Consider the following 19,168-nt stretch of genomic DNA (forward strand, 5'->3'; position numbering starts at 1 on the left):
TTATATTTGCATTTATAACGCCTATCCATGAAAACCTTTAAAAAAATACTATTAATCCTGATTTATTCGTTTTTTTTATCATTGTTGGCTTTATTCCTTTGGAAACCATATTTGCTAAATGTACTAAAATACAGAACACCGAATGCTGAAACCTATAAAATTTTTCCACAGGAAGTTTCGCATAAAAGTGATTCGGTTTTTCATTTTATAAGACAGGTACAACAACGAAACGACTTAGATACCTTACATGTTTTGGATGGGAATAATCAATCTATTCCCTTGAAAGAATATCTGAAAAATGGGCAGATCAATGCTTTTATCGTAATCAGGAATGATAGTGTCTTGTATGAAAGATATGTTAAAGGTTATTGCGATAGTACCTTGACCAGTATATTTTCTGGAGCTAAAAGTATGATTTCTATTGCAATTGGTCAGGCATTGGCAGATAGAAGTATTAAAAGCTTGGATGATAAAGTCACACAGTACATTCCTGAATTAAAACCAAACCCTGCTTTTGCACAGATTACCTTAAAAAATTTGTTGGATATGAAATCAGGTCTTGAGTTTCAGGATGCATTAGGTGGAGTAGTAAAAGCATTTTTTTCTGACGAGGCTAAATATTATTATACCAATGATATGAAAGCGCAGCTAATGAAAGTTAAATTGGTTAATAAACCTGGTACGGTTTGGGTATATAAAAGCATCGATCCTATATTGTTGGGCTGGGTCTTAAAAAAGGCAACCGGTAAGTCAGTCGCACAATATTTTGAAGCCAATGTATGGAAAAAGATCGGGACAGCATACGATGCAACCTGGGGTTTAGACCAGGTTAATGGTCTTACCAATACGGCAAGCCGTTTTCAGGTTACGGCCATTGATTTAGCAAAGATAGGGCGGTTATATCTAAACAAAGGTAAATACAGTGGAAAACAGGTACTCCCTGAAAGCTGGGTAAATCAATCCATCTATATTGGAACAGAAAAGCCCGCATCTGCAAAAGGATGGCAAAAATCGGCACATCATTATCTCTGGTGGATTCCGCAAGAAGGGGATAAGGGTGATTATGCGGCAGAAGGTATGCTTGGACAAAGGTTGTACGTTGATCCCAAAACGAATACTATTATCGTGCAGTTTGCCGATCATGGTGCCGGGAATTATCCTTATCGTAAAATCAGCAGGTATCTGGCGGGCTTGCCGTTTAGTTATCCAAAAGGTTAATAACCACAGAGAATGCCGAGTTTTCGTAAAAAGGAGTTGACCAGACTGTTTTCCCATTTAATACCGGGGAATCAGATAATATCTTATGTGTCCTGTACTTCGGTCGACAATGCATTATTTCACTTTTTAATTATCCGCTGTTCCCTCTATGCCGGTTCTCCGTTAACTTTGTGGTGAAAGATTTAGACATATTTCCATAAAATAGTACCTTGTCATTAAATGGAAAACAACGACGTAAAAATTTCAAAAAAGAAGCCTATTTTTCCGGTTAGCCCTGCTTTGCAGAAATATTTGCGTACCTACCAGCGTGAAGCAAAATTGCCTATCAGCTATAATGATCTGATGCAATTTAACGAGGCTTTCCCTTTAATGGATAAGTTTGGTAAAGATTCGCTCTGGGAAGGCCCTATATATGCGCAGGATTTAATCGAAAAACTGCATGATGGTTTAAAGGAAATTTATGCAAATCTTAAAGCATCAGGTAACCTGCGCATAGTTGAGCATAAATATATCGATAAAATAGAATATTGTACCTTCGGAAATACCCATCCTTTCCGTATCCGTATTGTGAACCGTTTAAATGATGTATATGATTACTTCTATATTAAAAAGGCTGATGCTTCGCGTATTTATGGCTTAGAAATGGAAGAAATACTTTCGCCCAACCAGGTAAATTACCTGGTAGATGGCAATACCCTGGTTGAAGAACATATTGCCGGCATTCCGGGTGATGTGTTTACAAAAGGGCAGTTGTATACACCAGAGTTTAACCCTACCCGTATAGCCAAAGAGTTTGTAAAGTTTAATGAGCGCTGTTTGATTATGCTTTTAGGCGATATGCGTGCCTATAATTTTGTGGTTCAGATTACACCTGATTTTGATGATATCCAGTTCCGCATCCGGGCTATCGATTTTGATCAACAGTTTTACGAAGGCAATTTAAAGGTTTATCTGCCGCAGTTTTTTAAAGAGAACCTGCCATATGTAAAAATGAGCATGGAGCAACTGACGGAGAAAACGGTACTGCAATACCAGCAGGAAGAACGCTCTTCTATCGTGCACCGGGTGAGGAGTGAGCGACACCGATTAACTGATCTCCGTGACGTTTCTAACAAAGAAGAACTTACCACACCGGAAAATATCGCTTTACTTAAACAGGGCATGAGCGATTATTTTAAGGATAAGAATTATTTAAGGTGTAAAACCATGACCGATATTATTGAACTGAATATCAAGAATATCATCAGGCAGGTTAAGCTATAAGTGTTGTTGGAGGTTACTATCCAACACTCAAAATAAATTTGCCCGTCAGCAGGTAACATCTTAAGCCACAAAAAGAAAAACGGCTGGCGAAATGGCCAACCGTTTTTGAGTGAATCTAGAAAGAGCGTCCAAAGTTGTTAGGCATGTTGGCCCTCATGAACACCTTCAGCAAATTCCTCTACAATTTTATCGTTAAAAGCAGGTAAGTCTTCAGGCGTGCGGCTCGTAACCAAACCCTGGTCTACCACTACTTCTTCGTCTGACCAGATGGCTCCGGCGTTAATTAAATCCTGTGAAATGTTTTTTACTGAAGTTAATTTTCTTCCCTGTACTAAATCTGCATTGATCAAAGTTTGTGGACCATGGCAAATGGCTGCAACTGGTTTCCCATCAGCAAAGAAAGATTTTACAAAAGCCAATGCATCCTCATTAACCCTTAACTGATCGGGATTAATTACACCGCCTGGTAAAAGTAGTCCATTGTAATCCTCAGCGTTTGCTTCCGAAATGGTTTTATCTACATCAACTTCTATCGACCAGTGATCCTGATCCCAGGCTTTTATTTTTCCGCTTTTTGAGGAGATGATGTGAACGGTTGCGCCCTCCTCTTTTAACCTTTTAACTGGTTCGGTTAATTCTACTTCTTCAAATCCGCTTTCTGAAAGTACAGCAATGGTGCGGTTACTTAATTGTCCCATAATCTTTAATTTTTTAATAGGTGATATATTAAAGACAGTTGGGAAAAATTATTGTTTTTAGAAATTTAAGATTCCATCATGGTATTAGCTCCAATAGTATAGGCGTAAGATGAGGCTGGAATAAAGTTTAATTCTATATTGTCATATACAATAACTTCCTGTAAGGATATTGTTGTGATCAGCGCTTTTGAAAGGCTGTTTTCTTTGCAGAATTTTATTAAACTTTTTAGTTCTTGTGGCTTAGATACATATCTATCTGTCCATTTAATTTCTAAGCTCCAAAGTGCCTGAAGATTTTTAGCACTTATCCCAACCATATCAACTTCCCCACTGTTCCACCGGGCATACCAGGGCGTAAAGTTTAACCGATGTAACCATTGTGCATAAATTGCTGTTTCCGTCATCTGTCCCATATCTTCATCTGTTGCATCAATTGGTGAAAAAAGAGCGGCTCTAAGAGAGGGATTTGTTAGATAGATTTTGAAGAAATTGTCTCTTAAAAACCTTTTTCCAGAGTGATCAACTCTTTTAATTGTTTTAATGAGAAAGGCTGCTTCTAAATATTCGAGGTATTTTTTTATTGTATTTTTAGGAATAGCTGATTGTTTACTAAGGGTATCAAGCGAAAACTCGTTTGCGGTATTGTAAGCTATTGTAGTAAATAAAGAATTAAGTTGTTGCACATCACTAATACCGTATAAACTAGGTAAATCTCTTAGTAAGACTTTATCTACTACGTCGCTTCGAATAAATCTTTGTGGATTATTTCTGATTGTTTCTGAAAATATGGCTTCCGGATAACCACCATGATTAATATAATCTAAAAACAACTTATTAAGATATTTTATGTCGGCCGCTGTGTAGAAATTTACCTGATTTTCTCCCCACGGTAATTGCGTTGGTTGTACAACATGATTTAGACCCTGCATCTCGATAAATTCGTAAAAAGTAATAGGTGGGAGCATAAAATCAGTAAAACGACCTGCTCCACTTTCTTTACTTTTATATTGTAATGCTGCTGCGGCCGAGCCCGAAACAATAAATTTAATATTTCTATAACTTTCAACAAGAGATTTTAAATGGATGTCCCAATCTTTAAGGTACTGGATCTCATCAAATATAATATACCACTTATCATCAGGTTTATTTGTTGATCCAGTTGCAATTTTGCCGTTCTTTACAAGTTCTTCAAGCGAAATTTTAATGTAAATCGGATTTTCGACAGTGATAAAAAGTATACGTTTTGGATTAAACCCAGAATTGATGATGTGCTGGACAAAATGATATAATAGTACAGTTTTGCCAACCCTCCGTGGACCCATTAAAACGATTGCTCTATTTATGCTTGTTTCTGATGCGAGTTTACAAAAGGATTTATAATAAGCCCTTCTAGGCATTTCGCTAAAATAATTATCTATAGTACCTGAAGTCCACCAGGGATTTTCAAATCTAAGTCTATCTAATACCTGTGAAATAGCGATATTTTTTAGCATAAAAATACTTATTTTTGTTTAAGAAATAAAATAAGATCAAATGTTTGATCTTATTTTATTTATAATTCAAATATAAGAAATTTTACGAAGATAATTTTTCTTATTTAATCATTTGTTCTTCTATGCTTAATAAAGTACCATGCTAAATTGCCAGCAATAACCACATGATTAAAGATATTGGGGATCAAACCATAATATTTACTGAAGATTTTAAACCGTTCTTTTAGGCTTTCCCGGTGTTTTTTCTTACTCATGCCGCCAACGAGATATTTGGCTACATATCGATGTACGTTTACAATATTCGAAGCCTTTTTTGCAGCTTTGATAATCCAATCGATATCAGCACTGTATTTATAGGCTAAATCGTAAGGGGTGATAATGCTGCGGCGAATATAAATGGCCTGATGGCTAATGCTCATGCCATATTTAAAACTCGTCCAGTCGAATTCATCGGGTGCCTCGTGCCTTCTGCGCCCTAAATTTTCCCAGTTATCATTATACATTTCAGTTTCTCCATAATAAATGTCAGCACCCGGAGCAGCAGCAAAAACGTCTTCAACGGTATATTCATCATAAATCTCATCTCCTGAGTTCATAAATAAAACATAATCGCCTGTTGCTAATGTCAGCCCTTTGTTCATGGCATCATAAATACCTTTATCTGGTTCTGATACGATTTTCGAAATCTGATTTGTATACCTTTCAACTACCTGCAGTGTTCCATCAGTTGATGCACCATCAATTACGACATATTCGATGTTTTGATAAGTCTGATTTAAAACAGATTTTATAGTACGTTCAATATCGCGAACGTTATTGTACACAATGGTGATAACAGTTAATTTGGGCATGGGTTTAATCCATTAATTTTTTAAAGGTTTCGGCATCGGGGATTAAACCTTTAAATGCTTTTGGTAATGTTGTACTGGTTTTATAGGTAGAAATACCCATTAATTCTTCATTGGAAATCGTTTTCGAAAAATTATTTGATAAACTTCCTGAATTGCTAAACGACTTATTTTTGAGTTGATGTTTTAAAGTGGTTAAACTCCAGAATGCTGTGGCTGTTTTCTGAATATAATATACCCTTTCAGCAAGCGTTTCTGTAGCCAGAATGAGTTCAATGTGATGCGAAAAACTTAATTTGAAAAAATAACTTCCTATTTTGTCCAACAGTGTTGGACTAAATTCAATATCCTCTATATCAATAAGTTGTGTTTGATCCAACACTGTTGGACTAATTGTAATCTCATCAGTGTAGATGACAGATAGTTGCTCTGTTGCTGATGGTTTAATATAAATATGTTTTTCCCAGGATTCAAAAAAAAATCTCATTCTTTTAATTCCTGTTGCCGAAAAACCTCTTAAACCCGGTAGTTCTGCCTGCAAATCCGTTGAAAGGTTATCAATAACTTTTGCGCCCCATTTCTCCTTTTTTATCTTTTCGGAAATGAATTTACCTGCCGTAAAATAAAGCAGCAAAAGCTCTTTGTTTACAAAAGTAGCTGCTTTATACCTGCTCGATAAAATAGCCGATTTTAACGCTTTAATACTTTCAGAATAGTTTGCGATGCTTTCCATTTAAGAGTTTCAGTCGGTATAAATTTAATAAAGATTGACCAAATTTTAATTTGTTAAACAGAAAATGAGATTTTGCAAACTGAATTGTAAATTTTAATTAAAAAATCAGATTATTTCGGCTGTAAACCAATTAAGGTTTCGTAAAGATGGGTGTGTTCTGCGGCGATAACTTCCTCCGAAAAATCGGTTAAAATACTTAATCTGGCTGCTTTTTGGATTTCTTCCTTATTAGGACGGTGATACAACCATTCAATACCATTTGCCAAATCTTCTGCATTCTGATATTTGGCCAGGTAGCCGTTTTGCATGTGCTTAACCATATCCGGAATCCCGCCGGTAGTAAAAGCAATAACTGGTGTGGCGCATGATAAACTTTCCATCACGGTATTCGGCAGGTTATCCTCTAAAGAAGGTGTAATAAATGCATCAGCAGCAGAATAGCATTTCGCTAAATGATCATCTTTGTTAATGGTACCCAGGAAAGTAGTTTTGAAAGGGAATTCGGGCATTTCTGCATTTTCTTTGTTTCCGAAAATAACCAGTTCAATATTTTCTTTTTGTATGCCACTTCTGCGTGAAAGGATTTCCAAAGCTTCGATCAAATAGGGGGTTCCTTTATGTTTGTCGTTTTTTGAGGGCATAAATCCGCTCATCAATACAAATTGATCCGGATTGATCTTCAGGACTTTCTTTGCTTCTGATTTAACATAAGGTTTGAAAATTTTTGTTTCGATCGTATTCGGAATAACGGTCGTTTTCCTGGTACCCAACAAACTGCTGAATTTTACCGAAGCAGCCATCCATTTACTCGGCGCTACAATATGAAAGTTTAATTTAGTATAAGCCTGCTGTTTACGCATCCAGGTTTTGTGCGAAATATCGTTTTTACCGCTGATTTTCAAAATCGGACAATGGCCACATTGCTGGTGAAAATGTTCACAGCCATAACGCACATGGCATCCACCCGTAAAAGCGTTGCTATCATGAAAAGTCCAAACAATCGGTTTTTCCAGTTCATCGAGCTGTGCCAGAAACTTAGGGTTAAGAAAACCATGATTTACCCAATGTAGATGGATAATATCTGCATTTTTAATATCGGGATGGTTGATCACCGAACGGCCGAACCATTGCAAACTGAAAGGTGTTTTGACCGATTTGCTTAACCACTTGGCAAAATATCTTTCTGATAAGATATTATAAACGGCTTTGGCTTTCTGTAAAGGTGACTTGCTGAAAGTGTCTATTTCAGGATTCCGGCCAAATTTATAATAAACCAATACCTTCGAGTCGATCCCGCTGGCCTTTAAAGCATCACTTAAGCGCAAACAGGCTCTCCCTGCTCCGCCATTTCCGTCATAGGTATTTAGGTGTACTACTTTCAAATCAATCAAAAATACATTTTATTGTTTACGAATATAAAATCTGTTGCGTAATTTCATCCATAAATTTTATCGTTCTTAAGGTTAAGCTGTTTTTATCAAATAATAACTGCCTTTCCGAAGCCAAACTAACTTAATTATGATTAAATCCTTAGTAAAATCACTTGTGGCACTGGCTTTTTTATGGCCGGTACATTCATTTGCCCAAAATCAAACTTATTTCGCTGCATATCCAGCTTTAACGCCCGATGCGCAGACCATCGTATTCAGCTATGATGGCGATATTTGGAAAGTTCCGGTAAAAGGTGGCGTAGCATCGCGCATCACGGCCATGCAGGGCGAAGAAATTAATCCTAAAATATCTCCTGACGGCAAATGGATGGCTTTTTCATCTAACCAGTTTGGTAATTATGATATCTATGTAATGCCTTTAACAGGAGGTGATATTAAACAGTTAACGTTTAACGATGCCAGTGATGAAGTAGATAACTGGAGCTGGGATTCCAAAAACATTTATTTTACCTCGGGTCGTTATAATTCTTTTTCGAGTTATAAAGTAAATGTAAACGGGGGTACAGCGGTGCGTTTGTTTAATAATTATTTCAATACCACACATCATATTGCCGAATCGCCAACCGGAGAGTTATTTTTTAACGATACCTGGGAAAGTATGCGCTTCGCCAACCGTAAACATTATAAAGGAGCCTATAATCCCGATATTCAATCATACAATCCGAAAACAAAAAACTATAAACGTTATACTGATTATATCGGGAAAGATTTCTGGACGAGCGTTGATCAAAAAGGCAATATCTTTTTTGTATCGGATGAAAGCAACGATGAATATAACCTATATACTTTTATCAATGGCAAAAAAACTGGTTTAACCAATTTCGAAACTTCCATTAAACGTCCGTTCGTTTCGGCCAACGGAACTACGGTGGTGTTTGAGAAAGATTATCAATTGTATACCTATGATGTGGCTTCGAAGAAAACAGAGCGCGTTAATATTAGTACGTCGCGCAATCAGGTATTGAGCAAAGAACAGGAGTACGATGTACGCGGGAATATTGCTGCATTTGATGTTTCTACAGATGGGAAAAAAATGGCATTCATTTCACGTGGTGAAGTATTTGTGAGCGATGCCGATGGAAAGTTTATCCGGAAAATAACCAATAGTGGCGAACGTGCCCTGGAATGTAAATGGCTGGCTGATAATAAAACAATTCTGTTCAGTCAAACCACTAATGGTTACCAAAATTGGTTTACCATTACAGGCGATGGAAAAGGTACGGTAAAACAGCTTACAAAAGATAAGGCAAATGTACGCGATATCACCTTGAACAAAACTAAAACCATGGCGGTGTATTTAAGCGGCAGGAATGAGCTTAAACTGATGGACCTTAAAACTTTTGATGCCAAAACTTTGGTCACTGACGAGTTTTGGGCCATACAGAATGCAACACCAAGTTTTTCGCCAAATGACGAATATGTGCTTTTCACGGTGTACAGGAATTTTGAACAGGACATTATGGTGCATCACATCAAAAACAATAAAACCATCAATTTAACCAACACGGGCGTTACCGAAACCAGTCCGGCATGGTCGCCGGATGGCAAATATATTTTCTTTACCAGTGCCCGTACCAAGCCTTCCTATCCAACAGGAATGCAAAATGCACACATCTACCGTATGGCTTTAAACAACTACGATGAGCCTTATCGTTCTGATAAATTCGATGATCTGTTTAAAGAAAGCAAGCCAGCGCCAACGGATGTGAAGCCTGCAGCACCGGAAAATAAAAATGATAAAAAGGCTAAAACCGATACAGCTAAGAAGAAAACAGAAATTAAACCTACACCTAAGCCAGCCAATGTAATTACCATTAATACCGAAGATCTTCTGGATAGAATAGAGTTGGTTGGTCCTTCATTTGGTGGCCAGTACGGAACAGATGTGTATGCCAAGGGCGATAAAACTTATGTTTTTTATTCGTCTAACCACGAAGGTGGAGCCCCGGGTCTGTATCGGACCACTATCGAGCCTTTTGAAGCTAATAAAACAGAAAAAGTTGCCGATGGTAGTGATTACTCCATTATTTCTGCCGGGGATAAATTTTTCGTTTTATCCAGAGGCGCCATTAACAAATATACCTTAGAGGGAAATAAGTTAGATCGCGTAGATCACGGTTATAAATTTACCAGAAACCTGAATGCCGAATTTAACCAGATGTTTTATGAAACCTGGGTAGGCTTAGATGAAAATTTTTACGACGAAAAATTTCATGGGGTAGATTGGGATCAAATGAGAACACGTTATGCTACCTATTTGCCTTACGTAAATAACCGGAGTGATTTAAGGATTTTATTAAATGATATGCTGGGCGAATTGAATTCTTCGCACATGGGCTTTAATAGTGCAGGTGCAGAGGAACGCAAAAACCTGAATTACATTACCAATGAAACAGGAATTATCTTCGATAATGAAAACCCTTTGAAGGTAGAACGTATTGCTGCTAAAAGTAATGCCGCCCGCGCTCGAAACAACATTTTAGCGGGAGATATTTTAACAGAAGTAAATGGCGTTAAAGTAGATGAAAAAATAGACCGCGATTATTATTTCAGCAAACCATCATTAGATCGTGAAATGACATTGACCTTTAAACGCAACGGGAAGGATGTTTATGTAAACATTCATCCTGAAAGTTCGGGTACACTCCGGGGAAACCTTTACGATGAATGGATTAGCCAAAACCACAAAAACGTAGATAAATGGAGCAATAACCGCATCGCTTATTCCTACATGAAAAACATGGGTGGTGGTGAGCTTGAAAATTTCCTTTTAGATATGGTTGCACAAGAAGAGAATAAGGAAGCCATTATTCTCGATCTGCGTTACAATACTGGTGGAAACGTACATGATGATGTACTGAAATTCCTTTCTCAGCGCCCTTACCTGAAATGGAAATACCGCGGAGGTAAAATGGCCCCGCAAAGTAATTTTGGCCCTGCTGCGAAGCCTATTGTACTGCTCATTAACGAGCAGTCTTTGAGTGATGCTGAGATGACTGCCGCAGGTTTTAAGCAATTGAAACTGGGTAAGATTATCGGTACAGAAACTTACCGGTGGATTATTTTTACTTCGGCTAAAAGTTTGGTTGATGGTTCTTCTTATCGTTTACCATCTTGGGGCTGTTATACTATGGATGGTAAGAATATTGAAAAAGAGGGCGTTAAGCCAGATATCTTTGTTAAAAATACTTTTGAAGATCGCCTGGCAAATAAAGATCCTCAACTCGAAAAAGCTGTAGCAGAGATTTTGAAGGAGTTGAAATAGCATTAACTGGAAGGAAGGTTAACTGTTTAAATCGGTTAATCGTCACGCAACATCGTCATTTCGACTGATTGCAGCGAAATGGAGAAATCTTTTCCGCAAATTTAAAAGATTTCTCCACTGTGGTCGAAATGATGATAAAGTTTTAAGATAACATTTTGGCAACTCAGCCTTTTAACCAAATTCACACTTTGAACAGTTAACAACTTCAACCAATTAACCGATTTTTTCCGTTTCTTTGGGATTGGAATTATTAAAAACATGGCAAATTTATTAACCGACAGGGCTTTTTGGGTAAATTATTGGGAAAGTAAAAAAGGAATAGCGGTTCAGTTACCTGCTAACTATTTATTTCACAGGCAACTGGCAGATGTTATCCGGAAAGATAAGGTTAAGACCGCTATCGAATTGGGTGGTTTCCCTGGTTATTATGCCGTGTTCCTGAAAAAATATTTTCAGCTTGATGTTACCCTTTTAGATTATTTTGTTCACCCGCCTGTTGTTCATGAACTTTTGGCGAAAAACAGTTTAACCGAAAAGGATATCCACATCATCGAAACCGATCTTTTTAATTATACACCTGAAAAACAGTATGATCTTGTACTGAGCTGCGGTTTAATCGAACATTTTAATGATACGGCCGACATTATTAACCGACATATTGCATTTATAAAACCAGGTGGTACACTGTTTATCACGCTGCCAAATTTTAAGGCCGTTAATGGCTGGTTCCAAAAAAATTTCGATAGGGAAAATTACGACAAGCACAATATCGATAGTATGGACCCGGTACTGTTGAGATCAATCTGTGAGCAGGCTGGCCTTAAAGAGGTAAAATCGGGTTATTTTGGCCGATTCAGCGTTTGGCTGGAGAACGAAGATCAAAAATCAGCAGGTGTTCGTTTATTTAAAAAAGCGGTTTGGCTGGCCGGAAAAGTATTTACAAAGATTATCCCATTCGAAAGCAAAAATCTATCACCTTATATTATCTTAGTAGCGAAAAAAATATAACGCGCTATGTTAATCAGTTGGGGTTACTCACCTAAAATTGAAAAGTATATTCCTTTGGCCGATTTTCCGGCAGATAAATATTTAATTGTTGCCAAACAGGTCATCGAAAATCTTGGCTGGAGTTTAAGTCACGTTTCGGAAACCGGCTTACTTGCTTACACTCCGATATCCTTCCAATCATACAGTGAAGAAATATCGATCCGTATCCATGGAAATTTTGCTGTCGTAAAAAGCGAATGTGTAGGCATTCAGATGCTTTTTAACGATTATGGCAAGAATGATCTCAATCTGGAGAAATTTTTTCACGAATTTGAATATGTAGAATTCCACCTCAAAGATGTTTGGGAAGAGAGTCTGTTTAAATTCCGCCGGCTTATCGAAACACAGGACGATCACTATTTCGAAAAAGCACCTTTGGCTACAAAGAATAAAATCAAAAACGTATTATTTTTGTTTTTTCCTCAAAAGGGATATACAGTAACGCCAATTATTGTTTTACTTAATACATTATATTACATCGCAATTGTCTTTTTATCAATTGTGTTCATTGCTTATCTTTCCTTAAAAACCGGGCATGCTTCTCAAGAAGATTATCTTTTAGAAATAAAACGATTAGTGCTAAACTTTGGCGTTAATCAGCGCAACCTGGTTCTTGGAGGGCAATATTGGCGCTTAATTACCTATCAATTTATACATGGGTCGGTTTCACACCTGTTTTTTAATATGTATGCGCTGGTTTACCTGGGTTTAATGATCGAAAATAAACTCGGTTGGAAAAAATATCTTTTCATTTACTTAATGAGCGGTATTTGCGGAGGCCTGGTCAGTTTGATTTTTCATCAGGAAGGTGTAATGATGGGCGCTTCGGGTGCAATTATGGGCTTGTATGGTGCTTTTATCGCTTTGCTAATTAATAAATCTTTTGAGCGCAAGGCTACCAAAGCCTTACTGGTGAGTACGCTTATTGTATCATTATTGGTACTTATAAACGGGGCATTTGGTAAAAGGGTAGATAATGCGGCGCATATTGGTGGTTTTGTTTCAGGGTTTATCTTTACCTGTTTGCTTAACTATAAATGGAATAAAACTTTTGAGGTTAAAAGCCGGACAAGGTATGCTGTTGCTTTGCTTTTATTCCTGTTATTTTTTAGTGGGGTAATTTATTTTAATCCTAAATATGGAACTGAAGAGTACCGTAAACTAAGTGATACCTTTAATGGCAATTTGCAATCACTTAATGGCATTATGAACTTAAAAATTTCCTTGCCAAAAGATGTTAAATTAGCTTCGATCAAACAAGATGGCATTATCCCTGTAGAAAGGAATTTACTTGTGGTTAAGCAAATGCAGGCCTTAAATTTAAAACCTGAAGATATTACTGACCGGAATAAAAAAATAAAACTCAGTAAAGCATCCTATCAGGCAGTAACGCTGATGTACAGGGACATTAATGCCGATAGCACTTACCGTTACAGTAAAGAAACGTCTACGGCATTAGGAAAAGTATTCGAAATCCTTTATAAAGTAGAAGAATAACAGGTTTACATGGTTTTTTTGTATAGCCCAATTTCGCTCAGTGTAATACAAACCGGTGATTTGTTGATGTTTATTTTTACTTTGTTGGTTGTAACAGGATTATCCAGTTTAACCAAACGTTTTGCGCCAATACTTGTGCCATCATAAACCTTTTTCCAGGCATTGTTTTCAAATACTTCAATGGTATAGGCTTCTATTCGCTGACCTAAAGGAATGTATTCTTGCAGGCTGATAATGTCAAAGGTTTTAGCAGTTTTCAAATCCAGTTCTAAACTTGCCTGGTGCATATCGTCGTGAGTGGCCCAGTAACTCTCTTTTTTGCCGTCAAGCAGTGTAGCAACGTCATACTTTTTGCCTCTGCTGTTGCTTGCTTTAATTGATGCATTTTTGGCCAGGTTATGTTCAAAAGTATGTTTAACCATGTCGCCAAAAGTTTTCAGTGCAGCAACATCGTCATCATGAAGTTGACCACGGGTGTCGGGTGCTAAACCCAGATCTAAACCTGCACCACGGCCAACGCTTTTTAAATACAGATCAAACAACTCTTCCGGACTTTTTGGCTTTTCGTTAGGATGATAGAACCATCCTTTTCTAAGTGGAACATCACATTCTGCCGGCATCCAGAATTTTCCATTTCTAATTCCTTCGGGGCTTTGCGGGTAATTTGCCTGTCCCGGTACTGCTACACTTTTGCCGTCCGGGGCCATCGGGGTGAAAGTTGCCCAAGAGGTTTGCGCAGCATGCCCGTCTTCATTTCCCACCCAACGGATATCTAAACCAATATCGCTAAAAATATTCGCCATTGGTTGCATTTTACGTGTAATGGCCCAGGTATTTTTCCAATCGTAATAGGTGGTATTGTCTATAGAGCGTTTTTCTTTTGCACCGCCATAGTAGCCATCGCCACCATTAGCACCATCATGCCAGCTCATAAAAAGTTCTCCAAAATTGCTGTAAAGTTCTTTTAACTGTGCCTGATAAATAGCCAGGTATTGATCAGTACCATATAGTGGATTATTCCTATCCCATGGCGAGCAGTAAACCCCAAACTTTAAGCCGTTTTTACGTACAGCCTGTTCAACTTCTTTAACTAAATTTCCTTTTCCTCCTTTAAAGGGGCTTTTGCTTATATTATAAGCTGTAGTTTTGGTTGGCCATAAAGCAAAGCCGTCATGGTGTTTGGCAACCAAAACAATGCCTTTCAAACCACCTGCTTTAGCTGCTTTAATAATCTGGTCTGCATTAAAATCTGTTGGGTTAAATATTTTTGGATCAGCATCACCAAAGCCCCATTCTTTATTTTCGAAAGTAGTTGGTGTAAAGTGCATGATGCCATAAACTTCAACATCATGCCAGGCCAACTGCCTTTTTGATGGCAATGCGCCATAAGGCTGAGGAGGTGTTTGGGCATAAATAGCTGTAGAAAGAAGTAAAAAAAGGATTAGTAAAGATTTCATATACTTAAAGCTTAGATTTAACTAAAGTACAAATAATTACCATTGCCCGTGGTAAGTGTTAACCAATATTTAACCTGTTGAAAATGTAAATACGAAATTATTTTTACATCTTGAGTGTTACATCGATCTGTCAAACATTTAATTTCACTATACGTTAGTTAAACATGACCGCTTTTAACCAGCATCCGCCCGATGGAGGTACCATGTATACCGAAACCAATCTGGGTCAGTTATTTCCTGAGCCGTTTAATACCCTAACAAGTTGCTTTTTTCTTGCGATAGCGGTATATTGGACAATTAAGCTGTGGGGTAATTTTAAACAGCATACCTTTTTAAGTATTGCATTGGTGCTGCTCTATATTGGTGGCATTGGAGGCACTGCTTACCACGGGTTGAGGCGTTGGCCAATCTTTATTATGATGGATTGGATGCCGATTATGCTATTGTGCCTTTCTGCCGGTGTCTACTTTCTTTCTAAGCTAACCAAATGGTACTTTGCCGTTTTAATTGTAGCGGTATATGCCATTTTTCAGTTTTATGTAAGAAGGCTTTTTAGCAACGGTGATTTTCAGATTTTTATCAATATCAATTATGCTTTTATGGCTGCGCTGGTTTTATTTCCGGTATTTGGCTATTTAATCAAAACGGGGTGGAAAAATGGGAAATGGGTTGGCTTTGCCTTAATTGCCTTCATCTTTGCCTTAACTTTCCGAATTGCAGATAAGTGGGATATATTGAGTATCGGCACACACTTCTTATGGCATACTTTCGGAGCAGTAGCTTCTTTTTGTATGCTGAATTATATTTATTTGGTTAACCTGAAAAAAAATAAGACTTAAAATATTGTGCTATTCAGCTAATAGATAAGTTGAGCTTGCCGGTTAATTTCAACAAGCCCAACTATTATTTAAAACTTTGAATGGGCTTTATTGTAGTCTAGTTTCTTTTGCCCGCCTATGGCGTATTCAATACCTCCCCATAAATGATTCTGGAATTTATCATCTGCCCAACCTTCTTTGGTATGACCCATACAGGTATAAAAAGCTCTTCCGCCATCAAACTCGTGGTACCAGGCAAAAGGATGGAAATCGCCGTTTTTGCCGCCGGTATATGATTTTTCGTCTAAGTTAATCAGCACTTTAATGTCAGGGTTGATATTCTTAAAATTATACAGTTCATCTTTTCTCATCCATACCGAATCGGTAAGAAATTTCGTAGCGGGGTGTTTTTTATCTTTAACAATAAATCTGGCTTCCTGAACAGCTGGGTGGCTTATAAAATAAGCACCGGCCAATTTGCCATACCATGGCCAATCGTACTCCGTATCTGTTGCTGCATGGATACCCACATAACCTCCACCAGCCTGTATATACCTTTCAAAAGCCACCTGTTGTTTATCATCCAATACATCGCCCGTGGTATTCAGGAAAATAACAGTGGCATATTTTTTTAGGTTCTCTTCGGTAAAAGCATCAGAATTTTCTGTCGTATCCACTTCAAAATGATGTTCAGTACCTAATTTCTGGATCACTTCTTTTCCAGTTTCGATGGAGTTGTGCCTGAAACCCTTTGTTTTGGAGAAAACTAAAACTTTTGCCGGTTTCTTTGCTGTGGTATAGCTTTGAAATAAAATTACTGATGCAACTAATAAACATAAGGACAGGTATTTTTTCATTTTTTTCTCTGACTTGGTTAGTGTGATAGATTATAAGCTTTAAATTTAAGAAAGTTGTTTAATAATTTCCATACATCTTTCCTCAACCTGTTTACAAACAGGGCTAAACAGGCTATTATCCCAATATGGGTCTGTAACTTCGTCGTTATCAAGAAAAAGTTTAACCTTTTTCCGCTCATCATCGCTTTTTGCTAAATTTTTAACATCAGCCAGGTTGTTGCGGTCCATAACCAAAATCAGGTCGTAATCAGTAAACATGGATGGGTTAAACTGTTGTGCCCGCTGTTTACTGATGTCGTAACCCAATGTTTTGGCAGCAGCAATACTCCTTTGGTCGGGTGCTTTGCCAATATGCCAGTTACCTGTTCCTGCCGAAGCAATTTCCCAGTTTAAATGGGCTTTATCTGCCAGGTGACGCATAATGCCTTCCGCCAAAGGCGAACGGCAGATATTACCCAGGCAAACCATTAGAATTTTCAATATGGTAGTGTTTTATAGTAATTTATCGATAGCCATTAATAACTATCTAATAAGCTAAACCCGATTAATAAAATGCCTTTCAAAATTTTTAGTAGATATTCCAACCTATTATTGTCACCCTGAATTTATTTCAGGGTCTGTAATCTACCATGAAAGATGCTGAAACAAGTTCAGCATGACGATTTCATTGGGAAATAACGAAAATGGTCATAACACTTAGTATGAACCGAACTCAGTTTGACAGACTTTGACACTACTTTCATTTATGCATAAATATCATTCAGCATTTTGGCCAAACGCACGCCACCTTTCAGTAACTGGTTGTTAAGGGTTTCAACCCAGTCAAAATTATAGCGGTAGCTTAATTTAGCATCTGGTTTGGTGGTATCGTAAATTTTGTTGCAAATGGTGTACGATTCATAAATGCAATCTTTCAGGCTGGTGTTCTGCCAGTTGTACAGTTGTACAGCAGATGCATGATTTATGGCTTTTGCATATTCGGTATAGCTTAATTGTTGGTACTCGATCAGCTGTTCATCCCAAACCCGGTGGATATTCGATTTCTCGTTAAACCATAAAACCGAAATGCGGTTGCCACCCAAATCATCTTTACGGGCAACATGCATCGGCTGGCATAAATCTCCGGCCAGGTGAACCAACATGCGTAAAGCCAGTTTCTTTTCGGTTGGGGTGCTGCTTGTTTTCTTTAAAATGGCAATTAGATCAGGTATTTTATTGTAAAGGTTAGGCGATTTTTCAGTCTCCAAAAAGTTGTAAACACCATTTTTATCTAATCCTGCCGGAAGATTAACAAAGTGCCAGTTATACATATAGTTGTACGAAGAATCTGATTTAATGAAATCGCCCCAATTGGCCGACATGGCCAAAGTTTCATAACCTAAAATACTTTGAATGGCCTTTCGTGTTTTCGCTTTTAAATAACTATCAGCAATTTCGCCAACTACACGATGGCCAATGGTGCCCCATGCATTTGCCTGAATAGGGAAATAGGCTAAAAAAACCAAGGTTAAAGCCATGGTTAATTTCTGTTTAATTGATGTTAAAATCATTTTTTATAATTCTTTTGGTACGCAGGTAATTTTTTCTTTAAGTGTTAGTTTAATCTCGCGCTGATCGCTTAAACTTTCTAAAAATAATGTATCTGCTGATTTTTTGTTGATGAGGAAGTTTTTTTCGTACCGCCCGATGCGGTAACAGCCAGATATTTTTTGTTTGTAATTGGCATGCGTAAAAGTAGCGCCAACAAATAGCGTATCACCTCTTACTACATAAACACCCTTTGCATGTTCTTGCCAGATACCGTTATTATAGCATGAATCTTCATATAGATTCACTTTACTGTGGGTGACCATATCAATGTAAACCGAATCGCAGGTAAACTTGAAATGGTGTTGTGTGTAATTGCTCAATTTATGACTGTAAGCAACAGAATCTTCATTCCAAACACCTTGCATAAACTCTTCGCCCTTACCCTGTATGTTGGGGCGCGGACTACAGGCCAGCTGTAAAACGGATAATATAAAGAGGAAAATGTAACAAAGCCTTAATCCTAATTGCGGTCTACTCATGGTTATAATCGGTGCTTTTAGGGAATTGATTCTGGACTACTGCCTGTTTTTTAACCGTGTTGATCACCAGAATTAAAAGACCTGCTGCAAAACAAAGGCTGGCTATAAAGCTGATGATGCCCACAAAGGCATAGTATTTCGAAACTTCTGTATAAGCTAAATTTTGAGATGAAATTAGTAATGGCATCAAAAAGCTGTAAAACAGGGTAATGAGCAAGCCAATGCCTGAGCCAATGGTCATTAAAATGGCCTCAACTGAAGATTTTTTTATTAAAAAATAGCAGCAGGTTCCAAATACAATACAAGGCGAAATAATGGATATCAAGCTTAAAAGGTTAGAAAGTATTGAATTCATATTACCTATATTTAATTAACCGTATTGATTTGGGCATTATTTTTAAAAGTGACGTCATTCCCGTGCAGGCGGGAATCTTAATGCGATATATTTTAAGAT

At 37.6% G+C, this 19,168-nt stretch carries 17 protein-coding genes; 6 read left to right on the forward strand and 11 right to left on the reverse strand.

The features are described from left to right. Positions 1–27 precede the first annotated feature (27 nt). Together ABEG20_RS20725 and ABEG20_RS20730 are read left to right on the forward strand one after the other, a co-directional pair. On the forward strand, positions 28–1,218 hold the full coding sequence (locus ABEG20_RS20725) for a serine hydrolase domain-containing protein (protein WP_406825113.1): 1,191 nt from the start codon (positions 28–30) through the stop codon (positions 1,216–1,218). Between the two features lie 219 nt (positions 1,219–1,437). After that, on the forward strand, positions 1,438–2,481 hold the full coding sequence (locus ABEG20_RS20730; protein ID WP_406825114.1) for a hypothetical protein: 1,044 nt from the start codon (positions 1,438–1,440) through the stop codon (positions 2,479–2,481). Between the two features lie 137 nt (positions 2,482–2,618). Here ABEG20_RS20730 and ABEG20_RS20735 read toward each other — a convergent pair whose 3' ends face one another. The 5 genes from ABEG20_RS20735 to ABEG20_RS20755 all read right to left on the reverse strand — a co-directional run bounded on the left by ABEG20_RS20735 (position 2,619) and on the right by ABEG20_RS20755 (position 7,644). Then, positions 2,619–3,179 carry a type 1 glutamine amidotransferase domain-containing protein gene (locus ABEG20_RS20735; protein ID WP_406825115.1) on the reverse strand — a complete coding sequence of 187 codons (561 nt, stop codon included), beginning with the start codon at positions 3,177–3,179 and terminating at the stop codon, positions 2,619–2,621. Positions 3,180–3,244: 65 nt separating this feature from the next. Beyond that, complete coding sequence (locus ABEG20_RS20740) at positions 3,245–4,672, reverse strand: ATP-binding protein (RefSeq protein WP_406825116.1); 1,428 nt, start codon at positions 4,670–4,672, stop codon at positions 3,245–3,247. A 104-nt stretch (positions 4,673–4,776) separates the two neighbouring features. Next, positions 4,777–5,523 carry a glycosyltransferase family 2 protein gene (locus tag ABEG20_RS20745; RefSeq protein WP_406825117.1) on the reverse strand — a complete coding sequence of 249 codons (747 nt, stop codon included), beginning with the start codon at positions 5,521–5,523 and terminating at the stop codon, positions 4,777–4,779. A 4-nt stretch (positions 5,524–5,527) separates the two neighbouring features. Then, positions 5,528–6,253 carry a DUF1016 N-terminal domain-containing protein gene (locus tag ABEG20_RS20750; RefSeq protein WP_406825118.1) on the reverse strand — a complete coding sequence of 242 codons (726 nt, stop codon included), beginning with the start codon at positions 6,251–6,253 and terminating at the stop codon, positions 5,528–5,530. Positions 6,254–6,363: 110 nt separating this feature from the next. After that, complete coding sequence (locus ABEG20_RS20755; protein WP_406825119.1) at positions 6,364–7,644, reverse strand: glycosyltransferase family 4 protein; 1,281 nt, start codon at positions 7,642–7,644, stop codon at positions 6,364–6,366. A 127-nt stretch (positions 7,645–7,771) separates the two neighbouring features. Between ABEG20_RS20755 and ABEG20_RS20760 the strand changes: the two genes are divergently transcribed. The 3 genes from ABEG20_RS20760 to ABEG20_RS20770 all read left to right on the forward strand — a co-directional run bounded on the left by ABEG20_RS20760 (position 7,772) and on the right by ABEG20_RS20770 (position 13,513). Continuing rightward, positions 7,772–10,969, forward strand: coding sequence for a S41 family peptidase (locus ABEG20_RS20760; protein ID WP_406825120.1), 3,198 nt, complete (start codon positions 7,772–7,774; stop codon positions 10,967–10,969). Positions 10,970–11,227: 258 nt separating this feature from the next. Next, positions 11,228–11,977 carry a methyltransferase domain-containing protein gene (locus ABEG20_RS20765; RefSeq protein WP_406825121.1) on the forward strand — a complete coding sequence of 250 codons (750 nt, stop codon included), beginning with the start codon at positions 11,228–11,230 and terminating at the stop codon, positions 11,975–11,977. Between the two features lie 6 nt (positions 11,978–11,983). After that, a complete protein-coding gene (locus tag ABEG20_RS20770) occupies positions 11,984–13,513 on the forward strand; it encodes a rhomboid family intramembrane serine protease (protein ID WP_406825122.1) in 1,530 nt (509 codons plus the stop codon). A 5-nt stretch (positions 13,514–13,518) separates the two neighbouring features. Here the strand turns inward: ABEG20_RS20770 and ABEG20_RS20775 are convergent, their stop codons facing one another. Continuing rightward, a complete protein-coding gene (locus ABEG20_RS20775) occupies positions 13,519–14,970 on the reverse strand; it encodes an alpha-L-fucosidase (RefSeq protein ID WP_406825123.1) in 1,452 nt (483 codons plus the stop codon). A gap of 164 nt (positions 14,971–15,134) precedes the next feature. Between ABEG20_RS20775 and ABEG20_RS20780 the strand changes: the two genes are divergently transcribed. Beyond that, positions 15,135–15,809 carry a hypothetical protein gene (locus ABEG20_RS20780; protein WP_406825124.1) on the forward strand — a complete coding sequence of 225 codons (675 nt, stop codon included), beginning with the start codon at positions 15,135–15,137 and terminating at the stop codon, positions 15,807–15,809. A 68-nt stretch (positions 15,810–15,877) separates the two neighbouring features. Here the strand turns inward: ABEG20_RS20780 and ABEG20_RS20785 are convergent, their stop codons facing one another. The 5 genes from ABEG20_RS20785 to ABEG20_RS20805 all read right to left on the reverse strand — a co-directional run bounded on the left by ABEG20_RS20785 (position 15,878) and on the right by ABEG20_RS20805 (position 19,069). After that, positions 15,878–16,645: a ThuA domain-containing protein gene (locus ABEG20_RS20785; RefSeq protein ID WP_406825125.1), complete on the reverse strand. Its 768-nt coding sequence runs from the start codon at positions 16,643–16,645 to the stop codon at positions 15,878–15,880. Positions 16,646–16,690: 45 nt separating this feature from the next. Next, positions 16,691–17,125 (reverse strand): low molecular weight protein-tyrosine-phosphatase, encoded by a 435-nt coding sequence (locus ABEG20_RS20790; protein ID WP_406825126.1) that lies wholly within the window; start codon positions 17,123–17,125, stop codon positions 16,691–16,693. A gap of 263 nt (positions 17,126–17,388) precedes the next feature. Further along, positions 17,389–18,195 (reverse strand): S1/P1 nuclease, encoded by an 807-nt coding sequence (locus ABEG20_RS20795; protein WP_406825127.1) that lies wholly within the window; start codon positions 18,193–18,195, stop codon positions 17,389–17,391. A 3-nt stretch (positions 18,196–18,198) separates the two neighbouring features. After that, positions 18,199–18,714 carry a fumarate hydratase gene (locus tag ABEG20_RS20800; protein WP_406825128.1) on the reverse strand — a complete coding sequence of 172 codons (516 nt, stop codon included), beginning with the start codon at positions 18,712–18,714 and terminating at the stop codon, positions 18,199–18,201. Beyond that, a complete protein-coding gene (locus ABEG20_RS20805; protein ID WP_406825129.1) occupies positions 18,707–19,069 on the reverse strand; it encodes a hypothetical protein in 363 nt (120 codons plus the stop codon). Before ABEG20_RS20805 ends, ABEG20_RS20800 begins: the two co-directional genes overlap by 8 nt. Between the last annotated feature and the right edge of the window lie 99 nt (positions 19,070–19,168).

This window comes from Pedobacter sp. KACC 23697, assembly GCF_045348445.1.
Lineage (GTDB): Bacteria > Bacteroidota > Bacteroidia > Sphingobacteriales > Sphingobacteriaceae > Pedobacter.